Origin of the sequence: Corynebacterium sp. 122RC1 (assembly GCF_024580955.1) — a bacterium.
Classification (GTDB): Bacteria; Actinomycetota; Actinomycetes; order Mycobacteriales; family Mycobacteriaceae; genus Corynebacterium; species Corynebacterium kozikiae.
The window spans coordinates 144,070-168,004 of record NZ_JANIKD010000005.1 but is presented as its reverse complement, the minus strand read 5'-3'; the positions used below and the strand labels follow the sequence as shown (position 1 = coordinate 168,004).

The 23,935-nt window shown below is 62.2% G+C and carries 19 protein-coding genes; 2 read left to right on the top strand and 17 right to left on the bottom strand.

Annotated features, from left to right (window positions below; all coding sequences use genetic code 11):
• Positions 1 to 994, top strand: a 994-nt coding sequence (locus NQ050_RS04290) for a DUF6263 family protein (protein ID WP_257038049.1), incomplete at its 5' end; no start/stop codon positions are given.
• A 20-nt stretch (positions 995 to 1,014) separates the two neighbouring features.
• Here the strand turns inward: NQ050_RS04290 and NQ050_RS04285 are convergent.
• Positions 1,015 to 1,638: a hypothetical protein gene (locus tag NQ050_RS04285; protein WP_257038048.1), complete on the bottom strand. Its 624-nt coding sequence runs from the start codon at positions 1,636 to 1,638 to the stop codon at positions 1,015 to 1,017.
• 66 nt (positions 1,639 to 1,704) lie between these two features.
• On the opposite strand from NQ050_RS04285, the gene NQ050_RS04280 reads away from it, so the two are divergent.
• Positions 1,705 to 2,631, top strand: coding sequence for an asparaginase (locus tag NQ050_RS04280; protein WP_257038047.1), 927 nt, complete (start codon positions 1,705 to 1,707; stop codon positions 2,629 to 2,631).
• Here the strand turns inward: NQ050_RS04280 and NQ050_RS04275 are convergent.
• From NQ050_RS04275 to NQ050_RS04200, 16 genes are all read right to left on the bottom strand, one after another.
• On the bottom strand, positions 2,618 to 3,973 hold the full coding sequence (locus NQ050_RS04275) for a DNA polymerase IV (protein WP_257038046.1): 1,356 nt from the start codon (positions 3,971 to 3,973) through the stop codon (positions 2,618 to 2,620). The genes NQ050_RS04280 and NQ050_RS04275 overlap by 14 nt on opposite strands.
• 10 nt (positions 3,974 to 3,983) lie before the next feature.
• Entirely contained in the window at positions 3,984 to 5,363 is a 1,380-nt protein-coding gene (locus NQ050_RS04270; protein ID WP_257038045.1) for an amino acid permease, read from the bottom strand.
• 77 nt (positions 5,364 to 5,440) lie between these two features.
• The gene (gene ileS, locus NQ050_RS04265) at positions 5,441 to 8,605 is read right to left on the bottom strand and encodes an isoleucine--tRNA ligase (protein WP_257038044.1); all 3,165 of its coding nucleotides are present in this window, start codon (positions 8,603 to 8,605) and stop codon (positions 5,441 to 5,443) included.
• A 259-nt stretch (positions 8,606 to 8,864) separates the two neighbouring features.
• A complete protein-coding gene (locus NQ050_RS04260; protein WP_257038043.1) occupies positions 8,865 to 9,896 on the bottom strand; it encodes a DivIVA domain-containing protein in 1,032 nt (343 codons plus the stop codon).
• Positions 9,897 to 10,076: 180 nt separating this feature from the next.
• Positions 10,077 to 10,376, bottom strand: coding sequence for a YggT family protein (locus tag NQ050_RS04255; RefSeq protein ID WP_257038042.1), 300 nt, complete (start codon positions 10,374 to 10,376; stop codon positions 10,077 to 10,079).
• A gap of 166 nt (positions 10,377 to 10,542) precedes the next feature.
• Positions 10,543 to 11,025 carry a cell division protein SepF gene (locus tag NQ050_RS04250; RefSeq protein WP_257038041.1) on the bottom strand — a complete coding sequence of 161 codons (483 nt, stop codon included), beginning with the start codon at positions 11,023 to 11,025 and terminating at the stop codon, positions 10,543 to 10,545.
• 185 nt (positions 11,026 to 11,210) lie between these two features.
• Positions 11,211 to 11,942, bottom strand: coding sequence for a peptidoglycan editing factor PgeF (gene pgeF, locus NQ050_RS04245; RefSeq protein ID WP_257038040.1), 732 nt, complete (start codon positions 11,940 to 11,942; stop codon positions 11,211 to 11,213).
• Between the two features lie 51 nt (positions 11,943 to 11,993).
• The gene (gene ftsZ / locus NQ050_RS04240; protein ID WP_257038039.1) at positions 11,994 to 13,226 is read right to left on the bottom strand and encodes a cell division protein FtsZ; all 1,233 of its coding nucleotides are present in this window, start codon (positions 13,224 to 13,226) and stop codon (positions 11,994 to 11,996) included.
• A gap of 211 nt (positions 13,227 to 13,437) precedes the next feature.
• Positions 13,438 to 14,106 (bottom strand): cell division protein FtsQ/DivIB, encoded by a 669-nt coding sequence (locus NQ050_RS04235; protein WP_257038038.1) that lies wholly within the window; start codon positions 14,104 to 14,106, stop codon positions 13,438 to 13,440.
• Positions 14,107 to 14,112: 6 nt separating this feature from the next.
• Complete coding sequence (gene murC, locus NQ050_RS04230) at positions 14,113 to 15,639, bottom strand: UDP-N-acetylmuramate--L-alanine ligase (RefSeq protein ID WP_257038037.1); 1,527 nt, start codon at positions 15,637 to 15,639, stop codon at positions 14,113 to 14,115.
• A gap of 4 nt (positions 15,640 to 15,643) precedes the next feature.
• The gene (gene murG / locus NQ050_RS04225) at positions 15,644 to 16,753 is read right to left on the bottom strand and encodes an undecaprenyldiphospho-muramoylpentapeptide beta-N-acetylglucosaminyltransferase (protein WP_257038036.1); all 1,110 of its coding nucleotides are present in this window, start codon (positions 16,751 to 16,753) and stop codon (positions 15,644 to 15,646) included.
• Positions 16,754 to 16,798: 45 nt separating this feature from the next.
• Positions 16,799 to 18,295 carry an FtsW/RodA/SpoVE family cell cycle protein gene (locus tag NQ050_RS04220; RefSeq protein WP_373456445.1) on the bottom strand — a complete coding sequence of 499 codons (1,497 nt, stop codon included), beginning with the start codon at positions 18,293 to 18,295 and terminating at the stop codon, positions 16,799 to 16,801.
• A gap of 2 nt (positions 18,296 to 18,297) precedes the next feature.
• Positions 18,298 to 19,704 (bottom strand): UDP-N-acetylmuramoyl-L-alanine--D-glutamate ligase, encoded by a 1,407-nt coding sequence (gene murD / locus NQ050_RS04215; RefSeq protein WP_257038035.1) that lies wholly within the window; start codon positions 19,702 to 19,704, stop codon positions 18,298 to 18,300.
• Between the two features lie 2 nt (positions 19,705 to 19,706).
• On the bottom strand, positions 19,707 to 20,810 hold the full coding sequence (mraY, locus tag NQ050_RS04210; RefSeq protein WP_257038034.1) for a phospho-N-acetylmuramoyl-pentapeptide-transferase: 1,104 nt from the start codon (positions 20,808 to 20,810) through the stop codon (positions 19,707 to 19,709).
• A complete protein-coding gene (gene murF, locus NQ050_RS04205; RefSeq protein ID WP_257038033.1) occupies positions 20,807 to 22,321 on the bottom strand; it encodes a UDP-N-acetylmuramoyl-tripeptide--D-alanyl-D-alanine ligase in 1,515 nt (504 codons plus the stop codon). Before murF ends, mraY begins: the two co-directional genes overlap by 4 nt.
• On the bottom strand, positions 22,318 to 23,898 hold the full coding sequence (locus tag NQ050_RS04200; RefSeq protein WP_257038032.1) for a UDP-N-acetylmuramoyl-L-alanyl-D-glutamate--2,6-diaminopimelate ligase: 1,581 nt from the start codon (positions 23,896 to 23,898) through the stop codon (positions 22,318 to 22,320). Before NQ050_RS04200 ends, murF begins: the two co-directional genes overlap by 4 nt.
• Between the last annotated feature and the right edge of the window lie 37 nt (positions 23,899 to 23,935).

Genomic DNA, 23,935 nt, shown 5'->3' with positions numbered 1-23,935 from the left:
ACCCCAGCGCCCCCAGCGCCGTCTCGGTATGCTCACCGCAACGTTGGGCTTCGGCCTCTGCATCAGCATCGGATTGAGCGCCTGTAGCAGCACGGAGACGGGACAGGCTGGTGCTGATGCTGGTGTTGAAGCGGGAGTGGCAGTGCAAGCCGACGTCCCCAAGGTCACACTCATCACCGCAGGCACTGATGCGGGGAAATTGCGGGAGCTACGCTACGCGAACACTGGCGAACAACAGGTCACGCTGGCGCTGAGCGAAGGGTTCAGCCAGAACACCTGGCAAGCAGCGGCCGTGGAGCCCATCCCAGCCGCGCCTGACCTCACCAGCTCCGAACTGGTAACGCTCAGCACACAAGCAACTGCAACGCAGGCAGCAGGCGGCGGCGAAGATGGCGAAGGTGGCGAAGATGACGCACCCGAGCGCACAGTACAACTTAGCTTTGCGCAGGTGGAGTACGACAACCTCGAGCAAGCCAGCGAGGTCCGCAGCGCCGAGGGCTTCGGCATGACCTGGTTTGCCACCTCCCGCGGCCAAATCTCAGAACTCAGCCTCCAAGCGCCCGCCGCGGCCACCGACACCGGCAGGGCCATCGCGGAACAGCACCTCCTGCGCCTCATCTCCACCCAGGTGGTCTTCCCCGAAGAACCCGTGGGTGTGGGTGCCATCTGGACCGTGGAAAACCGCGTGTCCGGCGAATACTCCATGCTACAAACCAATACCTACACGATCAGCAGCATTGAGGGTGACGTCGTGAAGCTGCAGGTAGACGTTGCGCAGCGGCCCTCCCTCGGCGCCCTCGAAGCTGCCGACGGCACCACCTTGAACGTGATGAGCTCAGAGACCACCAGCGCCTCGGAAATCACGGTGGACCTCGGCCACCCCCTGCCGATCGCTGGGCAAATGGCGTACACCACCCGCATTGTGTACGGCCAAGAAGAAAGCGAAGCCCGCGTGGTCCAGGATCAGACCACCGCGGTGCGCTTCAATAATTAAGCTTACTGGGCTTACTGGGCTTACTGTGCTGGGGCTTCTTCGACCGGAGCCTCTGGTGCGGGAGCCTCTACCGGAGCCTCAACTGGGGCTTCGACTGGAGCCTCTGGTGCGGGGGCCTCTACTGGGGCGCCGAACTCGTCGGTTTGGCATACCGGTGGGACCTGCTCAGGGGGTACCACGAAGCCCACGATCATGCAGGCCCAGGTGCGAGAGAGCTTCCAGCGGCCATCCTGGAACACGAACTCAACGTCTTCGCCCTTTTGCGGCTGAGCCTCCTCTGGGTACTGCACCACCACGGTAGCGAGCACCGAATCTGGGGTGTACTGCAGGATTGGCTCCACCACGTGCAGGCTGGCGCCGGAGGCTACCTGGTTTGCTGCGAGGACGTCAAAGAGCTCGGGGGCTGTCTCGCCGCCTTCCACGGTCTGCACGCGCTCCTCAATGGGCACGTTGGGGTCCATGGCCAACGCCAAGATGCCATTAAGTTCCTCTGCGGTAGGCAGCGGAGCCTGCTCCTGGACGGCAGTGGTGGTTGCTGCGGCGGTGCTGCTCGCGGAGGAGCTCGCATCCTCGCCGGAGCAAGCGGCCAAAGTCAGTGCTGCGGCTACAGCAGTGGCGGCAGCAGCGTACTTTGTAAGCTTCACAAAATCTCCTCGTTGCGCGGGTGTGACTTATGGGATGCTACCAAATGTTGTGGCACTCTATACACCATGAGTTCACCCAAAGTTGTGGTTTTGACCACCGGCGGCACTATTTCTTGCACCACAGACCCCCAAGGCGCACTCGTTCCCACCGTCTCCGGTGAGGAGCTCATCGCCCCAGTAGCAGCACGCTTTAATGACAACCTCAACATCGAAGTCCGCGAGCTCCACCGGCTGGACTCCTCCTCCATGACCTTCGCGGACGTTGACGAAATCATCGCCGCGGCACACAGCGCTCTCGAGGATGAGGACGTGGTGGGTGTGGTGATTACCCACGGCACCGATTCCCTGGAAGAAACCGCCATCGCGCTGGACACCTTCCACAACGACCCCAGGCCGATCGTACTCACCGGCGCGCAAAAGCCTGCCGACCACCCTGAAGCCGACGGCCCCGGCAACATCTTTGAGGCAGTGGTGATCGCCGCCGACAACTCCGCCCGCGACATCGGCGTCCTGGTGGTCTTCGGGCACGCCGTCATCCCGGCGCGCGGCTGCGTGAAGTGGCACACCTCCGATGAGCTGGCCTTTGCCACCAACGGCCCGGAGGAACCACAGCGCGCTGAGCCCGTGATTCCCGTGCCGCTCGCCGGAACGAAGGTAGAGATTATCTCCGCCTATCCTGGCGCCCCGCGCACGCTCTTCGACGCCGCCATTGCCTCCGGCGCCCAGGGCATCGTGGTGGAGGCAATGGGCTCCGGCAACGTTGGCACCGAACTCGCCCAGGCCGTGGATGAGGCCCTCAAGCAGGGTATTCCGGTGGTGATTTCCACCCGGGTGCCGCGTGGCGACGTTGCCAGCGTCTACGGTGGTGCAGGCGGCGGTGCAACGCTCGCGCGCAACGGGGCTATCGGCTCGACCTACTTCCGCGCGGGCCAAGCGAGGGTGCTGCTCGCCATCGCGATCGCCGCAAACGTGCACCCGGTCACTCTGTTCTGAGGTCCTTCCAGTCCAGGCTGTCCAAGGGGTCGGCGGGCTGGAGCTCGGAATCGGTGACATCAAAGGTCTTGGTCTTCCCCTGCCCTAATGCCGTGGTGCGCGTTTCAAAGCGCACGGTGAGCTTGCCGTGGCCGATGCCTTGGATCCAGCCGTGGCCGTACTCGGGGTGGGACACGTCCTGGGTTGCGCGCCACGGTTCGGATTCGGAATCAGGTTGGGATTGGGGTTGGGATTGGGTTGGCGCGGATTGCGGTTCGGGATCTCCTTGCGTGGGGAGGTCCAACTCCGGGAAGAGCACGTCTTGGCTCACTTCACTGAGTCCGGAGAAACTCACCCCTACCAGGCGGATTGCTCCCACCTCGTTGGGGTAGCGCACCAGTTTCAGCGCGGTAGCTTCCAAAGTTTTGAGCTCGCTGGTGGCATAGGGCAGGGTCAATGAACGCGATTCGATGTGGAAGTCTGCCATCCGCAGTTTGACTGTGACCGTGCGGGCCACGCGTCCGTCGGCAAGCAATCTCCTGTGTGCTTGCGCTGCGGCACGGTGAAGGGCCTCGTCTACTGCCTCCTTGGTGCGCAGGTCGGTGTCGTAGGTATGTTCGGCGGAGATCTGCTTGGCCTCCGCGCGTGGGGCAACTTCGCGCTCGTCCACACCGCGTGCCATCAGCCACAGCCCCCTGCCAGCGGCGGCACCAAGGGTGGCAATGGCCTCTTTTTCCGTCATCCCCGCGAGCTGCCCGATAGTATCCACACCAGCCAGCGCCAACTTTTGCCTGGTTACTGGGCCCACTCCCCAGAGTTTGCCTACAGCCATGGGGTGGATGATCTCCTCGTGCCGCGCCGCTTCAACAATGAATACGCCGTCGGGTTTGGCCTCGTCGGAGGAGATTTTTGCTACCTGTTTACCCGCGCCTGCACCGACGGAACTCGGCAGCCCCGTTTCCTTTCGGATCGTCGCGCGGAGGGTGTTCGCAAAGACGCGGACCTCCTCTGCACTGGCCCCGACAAGTTCGGCGGGCTCCAAAAAGGCTTCGTCGATGGAGACTTGTTCCACCACCGCGGCCTCACGGCGGAGAATCTCAAACACCCTCGCAGATGCCGCCTTGTAGACGGCAAAGCGTGGTGCCACCACAACACCGCGAAAGCCAATGAGTTTGCGAGCCTGCCAAGTGGGCATCGCCGAACGCGCGCCCAACGCCCTGGCCTCGTAGGACGCACCGGCCACCACTCCCCTGCCACTGACACCGGCCACCAACACCGGGCGCCCCCGCAACGTGGGGCGGGTGAGCTGCTCACAGGAGGCAAAAAATGCGTCCATGTCAATGTGCAAAACCCACCGCTGCATGGCAAGAAGCTTAGCGGTTCGCCTTCGCCAGGTACCAACCACCCACAAACAGCGGCGGCAGCAGCACCGCGGCGGCAATGGTGGTATAAGTGCCGCTGGGGTAATCAAAGGCCATCAAAATGAGGACGCCAAGCAAAAACGCGAGCACAACGACGTCGCCGAGCGCCCCACCGGGGGCACGGTAGTTATGGCGCGTCACCGTCCCCTGCTTCGCTGCGCGCAGGTAACCCAAGTGGGAGAGGCAGATCATGGCCCACATTGCCAAGATGGCGATTGCGCCGAGGGAAAGCACAATCTCGAAGGCCTCCTCCGGCACCAGGTAATTGAGCACCACGCCGGAGACGAAGCACGCCGTGGTGAGCCACACGCCGCCCATGGGCACTCCATGCTCGCTCATGTTGGCCAGGAACTTTGGCGCACTGCCCGTGAGCGCAAGCGGCTTGAGGATGCGAGCGGTGGCATAGAGTCCGGCGTTCACGCTGGACAGCGCCGCAGTGAGCACCACCAAGTTCATGATGTCCGCCGCACCGGGCACGCCGAGGGCGTTCATGAAAGTGACAAATGGGCTTTCCGCACCGGAATAGGCGTTGGCCGGCAACAGCATTGCCAGAAGGAACACTGATCCCACGTAAAACACCACGATGCGCCACACAGTAGTGTTGATAGCTTTCGGGATCTCCTTTTCCGGGTTTTCAGTTTCCCCGGCGGCCACACCAATCATGTCAATGCCCGCGTAGGCAAACACCACGCCCTGGGTCATCACGATCAGCGGCAGCACGCCGTTGGGGAACCAGCCGCCGCCCTCCGCGAGCGTGGACCAGCCTGGGGTGTGGCCAGCAACCTCGTGGCCGCTGAGGATGACCACGATACCCACGATCATAAAGACCACGAGCGCGCCCACCTTGATGAAGGAAAACCAGAACTCCGCCTCACCGAACAGGCGTACCCCGAGCAGGTTTACCGCGAGAACCACCAGCAATGCCGCTCCCACCAACGCCCACTGCGGCACCTCTTGGAAGATCGGCCAGAAGTTCAGGTAGACCGCAATTGCGGTGAGTTCGGCGATTCCCACCGTCACCCAGGCCAAGAAGTAGATCCAACCGGCAAAAAATGCGGCCTTCTCCCCCAGGAACTCTCTGCTGTAGGAGGTGAAACTTCCAGAAGTTGGGCGGTGCACCACCATCTCCCCCAGGGAGCGCAGCATGAGGTAGCCGATGACACCACATACCGCGTAGACGATGGCGAGGCCCGGCCCGCCCGCGTTGAGGCGGCCGCCGGCGCCAAGGAACAACCCGGTGCCCAGCGCGCCGCCGAGCGCGATCATCTGAATGTGGCGGTTGCGCAGATCCTTGCGGTATCCCGCGACTTCTTGGGCGTGAATATCATTCATGCAACCAAGACTAGACAGCTTAGTCTAATTTTCTGGCATTGTGCGGGAATTTTATTCACGCCCACCTGGTGGGAGGGTTAGGCCTTGTGCACGTCCGCGGTCACGCCTTCCACCACCTTGTGCGCGCCCTGCTCTGCAGCCTGATCCGCAGGAACAACTTCGAAGGAAGTTGCGAGCACCTCACCGGCAATGAAGTCCTGGTGGCGCTGCGCCCACTCCAGCTTGTCCTCGGGGACCACCAGACGCACCGTGATGCGGTCCGAAACCTCGAAGTCGCTGGCCTTGCGGGCGTCCTGCAGTCCACGGACCACGTCTGCCGCCCAACCCTCGGCCTCCAGCGGCTCGGTAACGGTGATGTCCAGCACCACCAGGCCGTCCACGCCGTCGATCTGCGCGGTGGTCTCTGGCTCCGCAGCCACCAGACGCTCGGTGAATTCACCTGGCAGCAGCTCAATGCCGTCCGCCACCACGCTTTCACCCACGCGCTCGTAGTTGCCGGCCTTCACTGCCTTGATAGCCTGCTGCACGTCCTTACCCAGGCGAGGGCCAGCAACCTTTGCGTTCACCACTACATCGAAGCGGCCCACAGAATCCACATCAGAGGTCAAGGTGATGTCTTTCACGTTCACCTCGTCCTTGATGATCGCCGCGAAATCCGCCAAGCGCTCAGACTCCGGCAGGGCCACCGTGAGGCCTGGCAGCGGCAGGCGGTTGCGCAGCTTGTGCGCCTTGCGGATCGAGTTGGTAGCGGAACAGACGCCGCGGATCTCATCCATGGTGCGCACCAGCTCCGGGTCAGCCGGGAAGTCCTCCGCCTTGGGGAAGTCCGTAAGGTGCACGGAACGCTCCCCGGTGAGGCCACGCCAAATCACCTCGGTTGCCATGGGCAGCAGCGGCGCGGCCACGCGGGTGAGGGTTTCCAGCACGGTGTAGAGGGTGTTGAAGGCCTCTGGGTGGGCATCATCCCCGGCCCAGAAGCGCTCGCGGGAGCGGCGCACGTACCAGTTGGTCAAGGCGTCACAGAACCAGCGCACCTCATCACACGCAGCGGCGATATCCGTATTATCCAAAGCTATATTCACGTTGGCCACGAGATCATGGAGCTTGGCCAAGATGTAGCGGTCCAACACGTCCTTGGATTCCGTGGACCACTGAGCTGGCTGAGAGGTGTAGAGCTGCAGGAAGCTGTACGCATTCCACATTGGCAACAGTGCCTGGCGCACGCCTTCGCGGATACCCTGCTCAGTCACGATGAGGTTTCCGCCACGCAGAATCGGGCTGGACATGAGGAACCAACGCATCGCGTCTGAACCGTCGCGGTCAAACACCTCATTGACGTTGGGGTAATTGCCCTTGGACTTACTCATCTTCAGGCCGTCATCGCCGAGCACGATACCGTGCGCCACCACCTTCTTGAACGCGGGCCGGTCAAACAGGCCAACGGAAAGCACATGCAACAGGTAGAACCAGCCTCGAGTTTGACCGATGTACTCCACGATGAAGTCCGCCGGAGTGTGGTTCTCAAAGAACTCTTTGTTCTCAAACGGGTAGTGGAACTGGGCAAAAGGCATGGAGCCGGAATCGAACCACACGTCCAGCACGTCCGGGACGCGGCGCATGGTGGACTTGCCCGTGGGATCGTCAGGGTTCGGGCGAGTCAACTCATCGATGTCCGGGCGGTGCAGGCTCTTTGGCTTCCGGCCGAAGTCGCGCTCCAGTTCCTCCAGAGAACCGTACACGTCCACGCGTGGGTAATTTTCATCATCGCTCATCCACACTGGGATTGGGCTGCCCCAGTAGCGGGAGCGGGAGATGTTCCAGTCACGGGCGTTTTCCAGCCACTTGCCAAACTGCCCATCGCGGACGTGCTCCGGCATCCACTCAATTTCTTGGTTGAGCTCCACCATACGATCGCGGAACTTGGAAACGGAGACGAACCAAGAGGGCAACGCCATGTAAATCAGCGGCTCGCCGGAACGCCAGGAGTGCGGGTAAGAGTGCTCAATGGTCTGGTGGCGCACCACGCGGCCTGCTGCCTTGAGGTCACGGATGATGTCCTTGTTCGCATCAAACACCAATTGGCCGGCGTATTCGGGAACGAGGGAGGTGAACTTGCCATCCATGTCCACTGGCACCACCGTAGCAATACCGTAGGCATTGCAGGTGTTCATATCATCTTCACCAAACGCCGGCGCCTGGTGGACCACACCGGTGCCGTCCTCGGTGGTCACGTACTCCGCGAGCAGGATCTTGAAGGCGTTTTCATGGTCCTTGAAGTACGGGAAGATCGGCTCGTAGGTAAGGCCCTCAAGCTCGCGGCCGGGCAGAGTGCGCAGTACCTCGTACTCACCGAGTTCTGCAGCATAAGCACCCAGTAGCGCCTCAGCCAGGATCACGCGATCCCCCGCTACCGCAGCGGTGGCGCCTTCACCGGCTTGGACCACCGCGTAGGTGACCTCGGGGTTCACTGCCAGCGCCAGGTTGGAGGGCAGCGTCCACGGGGTGGTGGTCCAGGCAAGGGCCTTTGCCCCCACCAGTGATGCATCCGCGCTGAATCCCTCGGCCACGCCGGTGATTGGGAAGGTCACTGTCAGGGTTGGGTCCTGGCGCATTTTGTAGGAATCATCCAGGCGGGTTTCCTGGTTGGACAGCGGGGTGTGCTCAGCCCAGGAGTACGGCAGCACACGGAAGCCCTGGTAGATCAGGCCCTTATCGTAGAGCTGCTTGAAGGCCCAGATTACGGACTCCATATAGCCGGGGTCCATGGTCTTGTAGCCGTTTTCAAAGTCCACCCAGCGGGCCTGGCGAGTCACATACTCTTCCCACTCCTTGGTGTAGCGCAGCACGGAGGTGGCGCAATACTCATTGAACTTGGCCAGACCCATTGCCTCGATCTCGCCCTTGTCCTTAATCCCGAGCTGCTTTTCCGCCTCAAGCTCCGCGGGAAGGCCGTGAGTGTCCCAGCCAAAGACGCGAGGTACGTGATAGCCGGCCATCGTGCGGTAGCGCGGGATGATGTCTTTCACATAGCCGGTCAGAAGGTGCCCGTAGTGCGGCAAACCGTTCGCAAACGGTGGGCCGTCATAGAACACGTACTCATCTGCCCCCTCCCGGTTATCCAGGGAGGCTTGGAACGTGTTGTCCTGCTTCCAGAACTTGAGCACTTCCTGCTCCATGTCCGGGAAACGGTTGGAACCGCCGGTGAGGTCCACGCGAGGGTACACGCCGCCTACTTCAGCCATGAAAAAACTCCTTCACATACATGTAGCTGCTAGTGCAGGGACGCAAACTGCGCGGTACCACCCTGCTTGAACGCTGCTTTACTACAGCATTCCGCTTCATTCGTGAAGGAGATGACGGTCTTACCCGTCCGGTTCTACTAGGCGGACGCCGTTCTTCCGGAGGCTCCCCGGTGATAGCCGGATCAACGCCATAATGAGCAAAAGGTTACCGCCTTGGCAAATGCTGCGCAAGGCGGTCCTTTTGGTGCTCTCAACGAGCTTAGTTGTTACCCTCTGGGGCGGAGGTGCCGCGGGACTCCAACTCATCAAGCTGGGACTGCAGCAGGGTCTTGAGGCGTGTGCGGTACTCGCGCTCGAAGGTGCGCAGCTCGGCGATGCGCTTCTCCAGCGCCTCCTGCTGCTCCTTCACCGTTGCCATGATCTGGGTGTGCTTCTGCTCTGCGTCTGCCTGCAGGGCATTTGCCTTGTCCTCAGCCTGGCGGATCTGCTCAGCAGCCTGCTGGTTTGCGGAGGTAGTGGTTTCCTCGGCGCGCTTCTCAGCGTCTGCAACGAGCTGCTGGGAGCGGGTCTCTGCCTCGGTGAGCTGCTCCTGGGCGCGGCGCTGTGCGTCTTCCAGGGTTGCCTTGGAGCGTGCGTCGGCCTCGGAGATCTGGCGCTCTGCTGCCTCGCGGGCCTCTGCGAGCATGGACTGGGACTCGGAGGAAGCCTCGGAGGTCAGGCGGTCTGCCATCTCCTGAGCAAGGCTCAGCACCTTGGCTGCCTGCATGTGGGTATCAGCAGTGGCCTCGCCACCCTTGGCGGCTGCTGGCACTGCAGCGGCGGAAACAGCCTGGGCCTGAGCAGGTGCTGCATCTGCCTTTGCCTTGGCCGCCTGAGCCTCGCGCTTTGCGGCGTCTGCCTCTGCCTTGGCCTTAGCCTCCGCCTGCTTTGCTGCCTCGGCTTCGGCCTTGGCGGCGTCGGCCTGCTTCTTGGATGCCTCGAGCTTTTGCTCAAACTCAGCCTTGAGCATGGCCTCGATCTCCTTGCGGATGGCTGCCTCATCAACCTTGGAATCAGCCTTGGCGGATGCAGGTACTGGGGTGACGGCTGGCGCAGACTTGCCGGCCTGGGCAAGCTCCTGCTTGAGCTCCTCAACCTGCGCGCGCAGTTCCTCGTTTTCCTCTTGGATCTCAGCGAGGGTGTCCTCAACGAGATCAAGGAACTGGTCTACTTCGTCCTCGTTGTAACCGCGCTTGCCAATCGGCGGCTTGCTAAACGCGACGTTATGCACATCGGCTGGAGTCAGCGGCATGAGCTTTTCCCTTCGAGAATCATTTACCCGCCAATAATTTTTGGCTTTCGGGCTCTTAACATGTCCACAGTAACGTAACCACTAAGGGAAACGCCAAGTGTTCCCCGCCTATCCTAACCTTTCAGCAGGTGAACAACTGTGGATTCCATACGGTTTCATCTAGGATTTTGGCGCTAAATCTCACACAAAACTATTCGCAGCAATCCCGAGCAAGATCAGCACAAAGTACAGGCCAAAGTACAGCACCAGGATTGATACATCCAGGGCCACACCACCGAGGCGCAGCGGCGGAATCATGCGGCGCAATGCCTTCACCGGCGGATCAGTGACCTGGAAAATCATTTCACCAATCACGTTAAACCAACGCGGGGCCTGAAAATTGCGGGAGAACCCTTGAATCATCTCGATCAAAATGCGCGCGATCAGGATGAACATATACACCCGCACGATGAGCGCGAGAATTGTAAAAAGCGTGAGCACTACTTCCCTTTCATGTTTCTTTGCATCCCTCACTTCCCCGCTGAGTCTTACCCAGGGTCTTGCCCAGCAGGGCAGAAAAAACCCAAGCGGGCGTTGAGGGGACACATCCACAACGCACAACGCTTGGGGGAAAGTTTTGGTTCCGCAGCGGGAGCTATTTAGCTTTTTAGCGCAGCCCTGCGGCGCGTTCGAGCTCCAAGGTGGAAATGGAGGCACGCTCAGGCACGATTGCGAACACCTTGGAATCCAGCTTCTGCATGGTGCCGCGCAGGGCGAAGCACAGGCCAGCGGCGAAGTCCACGATACGGCGGGCGTCGCCATGCTCGATGTCGCCCATGTTGAACACCACGGCGTCGCCGTCACGGAAAGGCTCGCCGATCAGCGCTGCGTCGGAGTAGCCGTTGATGACCACGGGCACGATCGCGGTGGAAAGGCCAGAAGCCACGCCACGGGAAGCGGAGGAAGCGGAGGGCGCAGAGGTGGCTGGAGTCGCTGCGTATCGGTGGGAGTAGCTTGGCTCATCCTCGTAACGTGGGGCGTACGCGAGGTTACCTTCGTAGGCTGGCTCGTCGTCGTAGTAGGCGTCCTCGCGATCAGCCTCGTATGGGGTGAGGCCAAAGAACTCCTTGGTCTTCTTCATGATCGACATCTACAGCGTGTCCTTTCAATTTGATGCAAAGCTTCGAGTTTTTCAGGTTTTACTGTGGTCTAACTTAAATGCTGCACACTGGGGTTTTGCGCATTTTCTCGGCGTGTTCGCGGATAATTATTAATCTTTTGCGCGGCCGGCCGCTGATGCACTCGCGGCAGGTGTTTGGGAATTCGCGGCGGCCATCACGGCAGCCAGATAACCCCAGCTTGGCGCCCTGTTGTGCCCTGCCTGCGGTAGGAAAAGAAAGTGTCATCTTCAATGGTGCACCTTGGGTCGGCGTCAATCGCTCGAACGCCTTTTTCCAAAAGCTGGCGCACAATGCCGGCACGCAAATCCAAGCCGACGCTCCCCTTCTTTGTGGTGGTCGCACTCCCCGGAAGTTTGCTTTCCACGTCCTGCGCCATTTCCTTGGGGACCTCATAATGTGCCCCCGACGCGGCAGGGCCAATGAGCGCGTGAATGTGTGCAGGCGTGGCCCCCTGCTCCACCATCACATCAATGGTTTTTGCCACAATCCCGTTGCGGGCGCCAAGGCGCCCTGCGTGCACCGCGGCGATCACGCTGTTGCCGGGCGTGGTGGTATCTGACAGCAAAATGGGAACGCAGTCCGCCACCAACACAGTCAGGGCCAGGCCACGGGCCGATGTCACGAGCGCGTCGGTAACTTCCACCGGATTGGCCTGAGGGCCATCCACCACGGTGACGTTGTTGGAATGGACTTGCTCCATCCACACAAAGTTCTCCACTCCGAGCCCTAACACCTCAGCCAGCCGAGCCCTGTTTTGCGCTACGGCGCTGGGCTCGTCGCCCACATGATCACCCAAATTGAAGGAATCGTAGGGCGCAAGGGACACCCCGCCCGCTCTGGTGGTGAACACTTTGCGGACGGGGCGGTCGTTTCCCTTTTCAGTCATCGGCGTGAAAGGTGCTTTCTTTGAATGCAGTGCTGCTGTTGAACTGCCGGGTTAGCGGAGGAAGTCTGGAACATCCAGGTCATCGCCATCGTTGCGGCGTGGCTGCGCTGGGCGCTCCTCGTGCTGCGGGTAGGACGGCCGGGAGGAGGAGGTAAACAGGCCGTTACCGCCAGAATTGGTGTGCTCGTCGTAGCTGTGGCGAGGACCAGGCTGCTGCGAAGGGGCAGACGTTGGGGCTGGGGTTGGAGTTTGCTCCTGTGGCGCCTGCTCACCGAACAGGGACGGGCGCTCCTGAGTCTGTGCCTGAGCCTGTGCTGGTGCCTGTGCGACGGTGTTGCCCTGTGGGTCGAAGCCAGTTGCGATCACGGTCACGCGGACTTCATCGCCCAGGTTGTCGTCAAAGGTGGTGCCGAAGATCAAGTTGACATCGTCATCCGCGAGCTGCTGCACCATCGTGCCGGCCTCGTCCACTTCCTGGAGGCCCAGGTCAGAGCCACCGGCAACGGAAAGAAGCACGCCCTTTGCGCCGGCCATGGTGGACTCCAGCAGTGGAGAGTTGATGGCCTGCTCGGCAGCCTGGAGCACGCGGCGATCGCCACGGGCGGTACCCACGCCCATGAGGGCGGAACCAGCGTCAGCCATCACGGAACGCACGTCCGCAAAGTCCACGTTGATGATGCCCGGGGTGGTGATGAGGTCGGTGATGCCCTTCACACCGTTGTGGAGTACCTGGTCAGCGGCGCGGAATGCGTCCACCATGGACATGGTGGCGTCGCCGAGCTGCAGCAGGCGGTCATTCGGGATCACGATCAGGGTATCGCAGACCTCGCGCAGCTCATCGATGCCGGCGAGTGCCTGGCGGGTACGGCGAGGGCCCTCGAAGTGGAATGGGCGGGTCACCACACCCACGGTGAGTGCGCCCATCTTCTTGGCAATAGAAGCCACCACTGGCGCTGCGCCAGTACCGGTGCCGCCGCCTTCGCCAGCAGCAACGAAGACCATGTCTGCGCCGCGCAGGGTCTCCTCGATCTCAGACTTGTGATCCTCCGCGGATGCGCGGCCAACCTCAGGGTTTGCACCTGCGCCGAGGCCACGGGTTGCCTCGCGTCCGATATCCAGCTTCACATCGGCGTCGGAGAACATCAGCGCCTGGGAGTCCGTGTTCAGCGCGATGAACTCAACACCCTTCAGGCCCTCTTCGATCATGCGGTTCACAGCGTTCACGCCGCCGCCACCAACGCCGACAACCTTGATTACCGCGAGGTAATTGTCCTGGGTAGCCATATGTATGACTCACCTTTCACATTGTTCGTCTTAGCAGTTACTGCACTTCCCAGACCGGTTGCTCCAAGGAAACGACATCCTTGATCAACAGCCCAAGTTGCTCGCTATTGATTGTGCGGGAAAGGCGGATTATTTTCCGGTTCATTTGGTGGCGTGTCGGTACTCTCAACCTTTACTTTAGGGTTTTGACGTGCACAAATGCGCACCACCCCTAGGGGCGGACCGCGATGATCGGAGCACCCGAAACATCCAGATATGCCTCTGGGCGAGTCAGCGCCGTGCGCATGAGTGCAACCTTGTCCGGCAGGTTGTCCGTTGAGCCAAAGTAGACGCTGCGCCCGTCGTGAAGCTTGAACTCCAACTCCAGTGCGCTCGGGGCGGCGACCTGCGCTACCTGCTCACGCACCATAGGATCCAGCACCTGCACAACCTCCACCACAGCTTTCAGCGTGGCTTCGTCTTCCGCGCCGGCGCCAGTTCCGGTGACTTCCACCGTGCCAGGCGGAGGGGTATCAATCACAAAGACGCGGCCCTGCTCATCCACCAAATGCTCGCCGTCGGCGTTGCGCACAAACAGTACCGCCTGATGTTCGGTCACTTCGATCTCAATGGTATCCGGCAGGTGCATGGAAGCTTTCGCCGAGGCCACCCACGGCAATTGCGCCACCTGGCGAGCGGTTGCAGGGAGGTCAACGCGCAGGAGGTTAGCGTCCGCCGGCACGTTCGCCGCAGCGGCAACTTCATCCACAGTGGTCACGGTGTTCCCCACCACCTCGACGTTGCTTGCCTTAAGCACCGGCACGAACCACGCCACCACCGCAGCGATACCCGCCAACACCAGCAGCACCAGCGCAAGGAGGAGCGCGCGCTTCTTCGTCATAGTGCGCTACTTCCCCGTGTCTGTTTCGGATTCGGCCCCGGATTCAGCCTCGCGCAGCACGCCAAGGATCTCCGGGGCGAGCATGGTCACGCTGCCGGCGCCCATGGTGAGGATCAAATCCCCTGGTTGTGCGAGCTCGTACAGGCGCGCCGGCACCGCGGAGAAGTCTGGCTCATACACCACAGGCGCGCTCATCTTGGAGGCGATGATGGTAGAGTCCACTCCCTCCACAGGCTGCTCACGGGCGCCATAAATTTCCAGCAGCACAGCCTGGTCAGCAAGGCTCAGCGCGTCCGCGAACTCCTGGGCGAACTCAATTGTGCGGGAGTACAGGTGCGGCTGGAAGGCCACGAGCACGCGTCCCGACGTCCCCTGTTCGGCTGCCTTCGCATCCTGCCGCTGGCGCGCAGCAGAGAGCACGGCCGCTACCTCGGTTGGGTGGTGGGCGTAGTCGTCGTAAATTTCCACCCCACCAAACTTCCCAGCAAACTTCCCGGCAGAGTCCCCAGCGGGAACCGCACCGATGAATTCAAAGCGGCGGCGCACCCCACCAAACTCGCTCACTCCGCGGGCCAACTCCGTGAGCTCGCCGCCGGCAAGCATGCCAGCGGTAATCGCTGCGGCGGCATTGAGCATCATGTGCTCGCCGGGGATCTGCAGATCTACGTCTACCCGCTGCTCGCCTATCTGCACGGTGGCCCTCGTGCCGGTGGCACCCACGGTCACGCCATCAATCACGGTGTGGGCAATCTCCGGGTGTGCCTGCGCGGCCGCTCGGGTGCCGTACCCCACCACGTTGAGCTCCGTCTTGAGCTTTTCGCCCAGGGCTGCAGCATGTGCATCGTCGAGGCAGACCACCAGATGGCCGTCCTTTGGGAGCCTGCGGGCAAAGTCTTCAAACACCTGGTGGTAGGCCTCCGCGGTACCAAAGAAGTCCAGGTGATCCGGCTCGATGTTGGTCACCACGGCAATCTGAGGACTGTAGCGCAGCAGCGAGGCGTCGGATTCATCGGCCTCAGCGACAAAGCACTCCCCCGTTCCCCAGTGCGCGTTGATCCCGGCCTTGTTGAGTTGCCCGCCGATGGCAAAGCTCGGGTCCATTCCAGCGGCCTGCATGGCTACTACCGCCATGGAGGTGGTGGAGGTTTTGCCGTGGGTGCCGGCGATCAGCACCTCCTTGCTGGACTTCATGAGCTCCGCCAAGATGTCCGAGCGGCGGACAACCGGGATGCCTCGCTCGCGCGCAGCCACCAACTCTGGATTCTCCTTGGGGATGGCAGCAAAGGAAGTGACCACCACGGTGGGCAATTGTCCGGCGATGCTCAGATTGGACGCGTTGTGGCCGATCGCCACATGGGCACCGGCGGAGCGAAGCGCCAAAATGGCGCGGGAATCCTTGGCATCCGAACCGCTCACCACACAGTTGCGGGCGAGCAGGATACGAGCCACACCGGACATACCCGCGCCGCCGATGCCCACCAGGTGCACCCGAGAAAAATCAAACTCTTGCTGTTCAGTCGCTGAGCTGTTCATGGTGTTACTGCTCCTCTGGGTCCTCTGTACGAAAAGCCGTTTCAAAGACAAGGTCGGCGATGGTCTGCGCGGCGTTGCCGCTGTGCAGCGAGCTGACGGCGTGCTGCATTTGGGCAAAACGGCCTGGTTCGCTGATTTCCGCAACGGTGCTGCTGAGGAGTTGTCCACTGAGCTCCGCATCCTGGATTAACACGGCACCGCCGCGCTCCACTACCTCGGCTGCGTTCAGTGCCTGCTCCCCATTCCCAATGGGCAGCGGAACGTAGATGGCCACTTTGCCGCGTGCGCTGTTTTCCGCAACAGTCATCGCACCCGAACGGCAGATCACCAGGTCGGTTATCGCATAGGCCGCGGCCATGTCCTCTACGTAGTGCACCGGCACATAACCAGACAACGAAAGCTCCGGCAGCGGGTTCTTCTTCCCCACTTGGTGCAGCACTTGGAAGCCCTGCTTCACCAGATCGGGTGCTGCCTCGGTGACGGCCTTGTTGATCGACACCGCGCCTTGCGAGCCACCGGTGACCAGGATCGTCGGCCGCTGGGGGTCAAGCCCCCACAATTGGCTGGCGCGTACCTTCTGCGCGGCGAGTTCCTCCGGGCTCGCGGCATTGCTCAACGACGCCCGCAGTGGAATCCCCACCACCTCACCTTTGAGCCCGAACCCCGCGGCGCGGGTGGCCAGCAGTCCTTTGCCACCCAAGGCAACGCCCAGCTTGTTTGCCATTCCGGCGCGGGCGTTGGCCTCGTGCACAAAGAACGGAGTGCGGGTGAGTTTCGCGGCCAGGTATGCGGGTGCGGAAACGTAGCCACCGAAGCCGATGAGCACGTCTGCCTCGTGCGCCTTGAGTGCAGCCATCGCCTGGCGCACGCTGCGCAGCAACCGCCACGGGAGCTTCAGCAAGTCCACGTTCGGCTTGCGCGGAACTGGCACCGGATCAATCAAGGAAAGCTCGTATCCGCGGGCTGGCACCAGGGTTGTTTCCAAACCCTTGGTGGTGCCCAACGCAATCACCTCAGCGCCGCGCTCCTTCAGCGCATCCGCAGTTGCCAACGCCGGTTCAATATGCCCCGCGGTGCCACCGCCTGCAACTACAACTCGCAGCCTGCGCGCCATTGTGTGCTCCCTACCTCTTGCAACAATCTTTTCCTACGTTCCGGTTTATCGCCGCCGGCTCGCACCACCGCCACCGGCGCCGCGCGGTGGGCGTCGGTGTGCTCGATCATTCACGCTACCAGTGTGGATGCGTTCCCGGTTGTCCCGGTTGCCCCGGTGGTCCCGGTTGTCCCGGTGGTCCTGAGCTTGCCGCGGGCGCTGGGGGTTGCGGCTGGTCCGCTCCACCTTCGGCGTATCCAGGCCCTGCAGCGTGGGTTCGCGCAAGAACAGCAGGCGATCAATCGCGGGGCGGCCATAGGACTGCATCGCGGATATTGCCTCCGGTTCGTGGCGGGCACAGCTTGCCAGCAGGCCCATTGCGGCGAGCGTGATCACTGCCGACGTACCACCGGCGGAGATCATGGGGAGCTGGATGCCCGTCACCGGAAGCACTCCAATCACGTAGCCGATGTTGATGAAGGCCTGGACCACAACGGACGTGGTCAGCGTGGCGGCCAGCAAGCCGAGGAACTGACTGGAGCTACGGCGCGCGGTGCGCAGACCCATTATGCCCAGCAAGCCGAACAACACGATCACAATGGAGGCACCGAAGAGCCCCATTTCCTCACCGATGATGGCAAAGATGAAGTCATTCTTAGCCTCGGGGAGGTAGAACCATTTCGCGCGCGATTGACCGATTCCCACGCCGAACATGCCGCCGTCGGCAAGCGAAAGGAAGCCCTGGTAGCTCTGGAACGCCACGCCGCGGGTGTCCTCAAAGCGACCAAAGAGGGCGTCGAAGTACACCGTGAAGCGGTTGGAGCGGAAGCCGCCGCCCATGAACACCAGAGCGAGACCTGCCACGAGCGTGACGCCTGCAAGTGCGAGGAAGCGCCAGTCGATGCCAGCGTAGAAGAGCAGTGCGGCGACCACGAGGAGGAAGGCAACGGCCATGCCGAGGTCGCCTTCCAAGAGGATCAGCAAGGTGATACCGATTGCCACCAAGGAAAATTGGGTGAGCGGATTCCACAGCTTGGAGCCGGCACCCGAGTAGCCGTTGGCTTTGCGGTCCGCGAGGAAGTGGGCTCCCCACACAGCGATAGCCACACGTGCTACCTCAGAGGGTTGGAATTGGAGCGGACCCAGTACCAACCAACTTTGGGCGCCCACCTCGTCCCTACCTGTGCCCAGGCCGGGGACGTGCACGAGCAGCAGCAGCACGATTGATACCAGGAGGAACAGTCCGGAAAAGCGCCTGATGAAGGTGGGCCGCACCCACATCGCCGCAACCATCGCCGCGAAGCCGACGGCAACCATGATCGTTTGGCGCAGCGCGGTGGACCACACGGACATGCCGTCGAGCACCGACCACGTCATGGATGCGCTGGCCACCATCACCACGCCAATCCCTGAAAGAAGGGCCACGATCACCAGAATCATGTAGTAATCCGTGAGTGGGCGGCGGCGGACCTCCATGAATCGGTCGCGGATATAGCCGCGCAGGCCCACCGGTGCTGATGGTGCTTGCTGCGTCTTGTGGTTTCGTGCGGGTGCTGCTGGCATGGCTAGTCCTCGAGTTCCCGTGTGATTGCTTCCGCGAACATGTCGCCGCGCTGCCCCATCCCGGAGTACATATCCAAGCTCGCCGCGGCAGGAGCGAGCACGATCGCATCACCTGGGTCTGCCTGCGCGACCGCCCAGGCCACCACTTCATCCATCGCAGCACCCGGCTCAGTCTGCTCGGTGAGCATCAGCCGCGCCTGTGGTGCGTGGGCGCTGATGGCTTGGGCGAAAAGCTCACGATCCTGACCGAGCAAGGCCACAGCCTTGAACCGATGGGCGTGGGCGCGCACGAGGGGTGCCACGTCTGCACCTTTCAACTGGCCTCCGGCTACCCAAATCACGCTCTCAAAACCCGCGAGCGCCGAATCTGCGGCGTGCGGGTTGGTTGCCTTGGAATTGTCAATGGCCACGATGCCCCTCGCACTCCCCACGGTCTGGCCGCGGTGCTGCGCCACCCGGAACGTAGACAGTGCTTGCGCGATCGCCGCATGTTCCACGCCCACGGCGAGCGCGGCTGCCGACGCAGCCAGGGCGTCTAGCACTCCGGCAGGTCCGGCGGGGTCGATGCCCTCAGCGGGGGCAATCACACGCCCTTGGCCATCCACCAGATTGCCGCCTGCAACGCCGAATTGGCCTGGCTCTGGGGTTGCCAGGGTGAACGCGGTGATTGCTTTGGGTGCCTGTGCCGCCATTGCAGCAACGGTGGGATCGTCCACGCCTGCAATAGCAATGGGGGCCTTCCACACCTTTGCCTTGTCTTGTGCATACGCATCAAAGCTGCCGTGCCAATCCAGGTGGTCCTCCGCCACGTTGAGGAACACTCCAACGTCCGGAACAAACGTGTTGGTCCAGTGCAGTTGGAAGCTGGAGAGCTCGGTGGCAAGAACATCGATGCGCTGTGTGCCAACCACCGCGTCCAGGACGGCTACGCCGATGTTGCCCACTGCCTGGGCCTTCAGCCCGCCCGCCTGCAGCATCGTCTCCAGCATCGCCGTGGTGGTGGACTTGCCGTTGGTGCCAGTAATGGCGATCCAGGTTCGCTTGGGCCCAAAGACCTCGGCTTGGTCGAGGCGCCACGCCAGCTCCACATCGCCGATAACCTCCACGCCGTGGGCCGCGGCCTCAACCAGCAGCGGAGAGTTAGGAGCCCATCCTGGTGAGGTGACCACAAGGTCCACCTGCTCCCAGTCGATCTCCTCCGGGGCAATTGGAGTGATGTCTGCACCGTCAACACCGTCAGCACTGTGGCGCCGGATCTCCTCTGCTGCCTTGTGGAGTGCGGTGCTGTTGGCGTCGGTAATCATTGCATCGCACAGCGGAGCGAGGGCCTTTCCTGCGCTTTTGCCGGTGACTCCCGCACCGGCGATGAGTACGCGGCCTAAGTTGAGGTTGGGATGTGCATGCGCCATGTTTAGATCCCGTCTGCGAGGCGGAGCCAGTCGCCGTAGAAGATGGAGGCGCCGATCAGGGATGCCACCGCGGCCACCAGCCAGAAACGGATCACCACGGTAGTTTCCGCCCAGCCACCGTTTTCAAAGTGGTGGTGGAACGGGGCCATGCGGAAGATGCGCACGCCCTTGGTGCGGAAGCCGATCACCTGGATCACCACGCTGGCGGCCTCAATCACAAACAGGGCGCCGATGATGATCATGAGCAGCTCAGTGCGGGAGGCCACGGACAGGCCAGCCACGAGGCCGCCGAGGGCGAGGGAGCCGGTGTCGCCCATGAAGATCTTGGCGGGCGCGGCGTTCCACCACAAAAAGCCCAAGCAGGCGCCCAGGCCGGCGGCCGCGAGCACCGCGAGGTCAAGAGGATCACGCACGTTGTAACAGCCGGGCTCAGCGCCGAGCGAGCAGGAGTTGCGGTACTGCCAGAAGGTGATCAGGGAGTAGGCACCCATCACGATCGCGGTGGCGCCTGCGGCGAGGCCATCCAGGCCATCGGTGAGATTCACCGCGTTCGACCACGCGGAAATAAGGATGTACATGAACAGCAGGAAGAGCACCATGCCGATGAAGGTGCCGCCGACCATGAAGTCCACGGTGTCGAGGTCGCGCACAAAACTCAGGTGCGTGGAGCCTGGTGTGAGGCCCTGTTCGTCGGGGAACTGCAGCACGAGGACGCCGAATACCAGGGCAATTGCGAGCTGGCCGATGAGCTTGGCCTTCTTGTTCAAGCCCAGGTTGCGCTCTTTGAATAGCTTGATGAAGTCATCCGCAAAGCCCAGGCCGCCGAGCGCCAGGGTGAGGCCAAGCACCAGCAAGCCGGAAATAGTGAACCCACCGTAGCCGGTGATCTCACCGTAGATGGCCGTGACCAGATAGCCGGCCACGATGCCGGCGAGGATGGCAATGCCGCCCATGGTAGGGGTACCACGCTTGCGCAGGTGGGACTTTGGCCCTTCTTCGCGGATCTCCTGGCCTTTGCCGGCCTCGCTGAACCTGCGGATCAGGATTGGGGTGACAAAGATGGACACCAACAAACCCACGGTGCCCGCGATCAGTATTTGTGTCACTGTGTTACCTCTCCTTGCCTACCAATTCCCTGCCCAGCCAATGCTTCTGCGAGTAAGTCCGTGACTTCCCACAGAGCGGCGGCGTTCGAAGCTTTTGCTAGCACCACTACATCTCTCACGTCATGACCGGCTTGACCCAGGTATTCCAAAACCTGCTGCGCCGCCTGGGCATTGCTTTCGGCTTGCAACACGGTGACGGTACTTGCGGCGGCACTTGCACCGGCCGCGATGTGCGGCGCGCCAACAGCGACTAATACTTCCACACCAAGGCCCGCCAACTGCGCACCAAGCTCGGCATGTTCCCGATCTGCGTCCGCGCCCAGCTCCCCCATCGGCCCGAGCACAGCGATCACTTTGCCCTTATCACCGGCGGCAACCCGCGCCGCGCGCAGCCCCGCCAGCATGGATTCAGGGTTGGCGTTGTAGGCATCATCGATCAAGGTCACGGAGCCAAGGGAGCGCACCGCCATGCGGTGTGCCGACGCCGCCACGTGGGCAGAAAGCGCCGCCGCAATGCGCTGCGGTTCCAGGCCCAGGGCAAAGGCTGCGGCTGCCGCCGCCAATGCGTTGGACACTTGGTGTTCGCCTGCTACCTGCAGCTCGACTTGGTACGTGGGGCGGTGCCCGCCTGCGTCGGGAAACTCCAACGTGAACGCCGCGAGCGCCCCTGCCTGCAGTGTGATGTTGCTCGCGCGGACGTCGGCTTCTGCATGTGTGCCGTAGCTGAGTGTTTCGGCTGCGGTGCGGGAGCGCATGGCCCACACCAGGGGGTCATCCATGTTGAGCACCGCGGTGCCTTCGGCTGGAAGCGCTTCCACGAGCTCGCCTTTTGCTTGGGCGATGACCTCGCGGGAGCCAAACTCTCCGAGGTGTGCCGAGCCCACGTTCAGCACCACGCCAACCTTCGGCGGGGCGATCTGCGCGAGATGCGCCACATGCCCGAGCCCGCGTGCGGAAAGTTCCGCTACCAAGTACTGCGTATCCTGCTGCACCCGCAGCGCGGTATAGGGGTGGCCGATTTCGTTGTTGAAAGACCCTGGGGGCGCAACCGTGTTGCCCGCGGTGCGCAGGATCGTGGCCAGCATGTCTTTGGTGGACGTTTTCCCTGCCGAACCAGTCACGCCCACCACCTGCACTTCGGTGTGCTGCACTACGTAACGGGCGAGCTTGCCCATCGCGGCCAAGACGGAGGCTACTTGGCCGTCCGTGTCGTGCGCCAGGGCGTAACTGCCGCGAGCGCTGTCCGAAACCCGCTCCACCTTGGGAACCATGATTGCCGGGGCGTTAACCTCGTTGAAAGCCAGCACTGCTGCTGCCCCCTGCTGCCAGGCGGCGTGGGCAAAATCGTGGCCGTCTACGCGCTCCCCTTTGAGCGCCACAAACAGCCCTCCTGGGGTGAGCTCGCGAGAGTCAAACTCCACAGTGCCGGTGACAACGGTGTTTGGGTCACACAGATCGTTGAGGGTACCGCCGGTGATCTCGGCGATTTGCGCGGTAGTCAGTGGAATCATGCTTGGCCCTCGCCCCCTCGTTCTTGGAGGGCTCGCTCTTGTAGGGCTTGGGTGAGCTGCTCGCGATCATCAAAGTGGTGCACGGTATCGCCCACCTGCTGGCCAACCTCGTGACCTTTGCCGGCGATCACCACGGCATCGCCCGCGGATGCCCATTGCACGGCAAAGCGGATCGCCTCTGCGCGGTCTGCAATTTCTACAATTTCTGCAATTTCTGCAGCCTCGTCTGCTGCGGCCCGCTCCTGCCCCCGGGCGCCCTCAAGCACCTGGCTGCGGATCACGGCTGGGTCCTCGGAACGCGGGTTGTCATCGGTGACCACCACGAGCTGCGCGCGGCGCGCTGCTTCTGCGCCCATGATGGGGCGCTTGGTTGAGTCGCGATCCCCACCAGCGCCCACCACCACGGCAATCCTGCCCTCGGTTTGGGCGCGCACAGAGTCCAACACTGCCGCCACAGCGGCAGGTTTGTGGGCGTAGTCCACCACGGCGAGGAAATCTTGGCCAACGTCAATCCGTTCCATCCGCCCAGGCACCTGGGCGTGGCTGATGCCTTCGAGGAAACGATCGAGGTCCACGGAATCCAACTGGGCCGCAAGGGCAATAGCCAAAGCCGCGTTTGCCACGTTGAAGGCCCCAGGCAATTGGAGGGAAACCTGCTTTGTTGTGAGCCCATTGGTGAGCTGGAAATGCTGGGAGCCACTGGGCTCAACGCGGACGTCGTGGGTGAAGAAGTCCGGCTTTTCGTCCTGATTCTGGGTCTGAGGTGGGTTGGTGCCCACGGTGATCGCACTTGGGCCGGCTAGGTGCGCCATCTTCTGGCCCCACTGGTCATCCACCATGATCACTTGTGCCTGGGCACGCAGTGGTGAATTCGGGGCAAACAGGCAGGCCTTCGCCTGGAAATAGTCTTCCATTGTGGGGTGAAAATCCAGGTGGTCCTGGGAGAGGTTGCTAAACCCACCCACGCTGAACTCGGTGCCATCAACGCGGCCCAGGGAAAGCGCATGGGAGGAAACCTCCATCACCACGTGCGTCACGCCCTCTCCGAGCATGGTGGCAAACAGCGCCTGCAACGTGGGGGCTTCCGGGGTGGTGAGCTTGGTGGGCACCGGGCGGCCATTGATCCGCGTGCCGGTGGTGCCAATCAGCCCCACCTGCTTGCCCGCAGCGAGTAGGCCTTTTTCCAGCAAGTAGCTGGTGGTGGTCTTCCCCGAGGTGCCGGTGATGCCAATGACCTTCAACTTGGCTGAGGGGTTGCCGTACACCGCCGCTGCAACCTTGCCCAGCACTTTACGCACCTGATCCACCACAATCACCGGGACTGCAGCACCGCCGGAGGATGCGTCCAAGATTGCCTTGCCTTCGGCGTCGGTAAGCACCGCCGCAGCTTTCGTGCTGTTTGCGTAGCGAGCGCCGTGGCTGCGCGTACCGGGCAGGGCCGCGAACAGTGCTCCTTCAGGAAGCTGGGTGGAATCGAGGCCCACCTCGGTGATCGTCACCGGCTTGGCGCCAGCACCAAACAGCTCGCCGCCTGCGATCGCCGCGATCTGCGTGAGGTCGAGTGGCTCAAAAGACATCCTGGCTTCCTTTCTTTTCAGGTCTTTGCTCGGTCCA